The 1,800-nt window shown below is 63.2% G+C and carries 2 protein-coding genes; both read right to left on the bottom strand.

Annotated elements, in window-relative coordinates; translation table 11 throughout:
* A partial coding sequence (gene istB / locus BHAP_RS11240) for an IS21-like element helper ATPase IstB (protein ID WP_211279748.1) occupies positions 1–744 on the bottom strand: 744 nt, incomplete at its 3' end.
* A gap of 17 nt (positions 745–761) precedes the next feature.
* The coding region (locus BHAP_RS11245; protein WP_094730738.1) for a Mu transposase domain-containing protein at positions 762–1,800 on the bottom strand (1,039 nt) is incomplete at its 5' end.

Raw genomic sequence — 1,800 nt, forward strand, 5'->3', positions numbered from 1 at the left:
TTGGCTGCGGTAGGAGTGGCCCTCGAATCTGATGAGTCGTCCGTGGTGGACGGTGCGGTCGATGAGGGCGGCGGCCATGTTCTTGTCGCCGAGAATGCGTCCCCATCCCGAGAATTCGATGTTGGTGGTGTAGATGATGCTCCTTGTCTCGTAGCTGTCGCTGATGATCTGGAAGAGGAGGCGGCTGCCTTCCTCGTCGATGGGCAGGTAGCCGAACTCGTCGATGATCAGGAGGCGTGCTTTGCCGATGCCCGCGAGCTCCCGGTCGAGCCGGTTGTCCTGTTGGGCGCGGCGCAGGCGCATGAGTAGTCCGGTCGCGGTGAAGAACCGGACCGGTATGCCCTTGGCGCAGGCGAGCCTGCCGATCGCGATCGCGAGATGGCTTTTGCCGACCCCGACGGGCCCGTAGAGCACGAGGTCCTCACATCGACTGATGAACTCGAGGCTCTCCAATTGGGTTCGCCCCCAGTCGGCGGGCATGTTCAGGTTGGTCCAGTCGTAGCCGTCGAGGGTCTTGTCGGCGGGGAACCCGGCCTGTTTGAGGAGGCGGGCTCGTTTGGATTGCTCTCGTGAGTCGAGTTCCGCGGTGAACCAGTGTTCGATGAATTCGAGCTGGTTGGGTGTCGCCTCGGCGAGCATGTTGGCGAGCACGCTGCGTGTCAGGGTCAGGCTGCGGCTCATCATGAGGATGCGTTCGCTTTTCTCGGTCGTGGACGCTCGTCTGCGACGTGTGTCGGGGATCACGGGATCGGGTCTGACACTCATTGCATTCCCTCCTGGTCGTTGTTGGTGTGACGGTCACTGGTGATGAACCGGTCGTAGCCGCTTAGATCGGGTTCGTCGATGGCGCCGGGGTATTGCCAGTCGCCATCGCGCATGCGCAACGCGATCGGGGTGAGCGAGTCCGCGTGCAGGCCCATGTCCCTGTTGCAGGCGAGGATCTCGTCGCATGCCTGCATCACGGGCTCGAACCCGGCCGCTTGGCACGCGTATGCGATCGCTTTGAGGCTTTCCTTGAGGGTCTTGTCGTCCATGGAGTCGAGCCAGCCGCGGATGTCGTCGGGAATATCGGGGCGTATCGTGCTTTCCCTCCACGCGCGTGGTTTGAGCGCGAGCTGGGGAAACACGAGTACGGGGTCCTCCACACTGTTCGATTTGCCGTAGAGTCTGGGATAATCGGCCAGGAACTCCCCGGTGGCGGGCGATGTGAGCGTGACCGTGTCCCACCGGATCGCGGCCAGAACACGCGAACGGGCATGACAGGCACCGGCGAGGTACTGGTTCGAGTCGATATCGACCAGCCCGTATTTGTCGGCCATACGGGTCTGCCAGCGTACCGGATCGAACACGGTCGACGGCAAAGGCATCAACGATGCCCGCTCCTCGGCGAACACCTGCGTGACGGGCACGTCCATCAACCGCGGGCAATACGATTCTGCCGCCAGCCCGTCGCACCGCTCCAGCATGAGCCGGCTCAATTGTTCGTAGGATTCCGCATGCAGGGGCGGGACCATGATGTTGCGACGCAGGAACCCGACCGCGTTCTCCACGCTGCCTTTCTCGTTGCCTGAATACGGGTTGCAGAACCTGACCTCGATGCGGTGATGCGCCACGAACGCGGCGAACACGTCGGTCAGGGTCACCTCGCCCTTCGCGTTCCTGTGGCCCGCGCCGGTGGCGTTGTCCATCACGACCAGCGGCGGCACGCCGCCGATATGCTCGAACACGAGCATCAGGCCGTGGCACAGGCACTCCGCGTTCTCACCCGGCAAAGCCACACACAGCCGCATGTTCGACCAC

The sequence above is a fragment of the Bifidobacterium hapali genome, assembly GCF_002259755.1.
GTDB lineage: Bacteria > Actinomycetota > Actinomycetes > Actinomycetales > Bifidobacteriaceae > Bifidobacterium > Bifidobacterium hapali.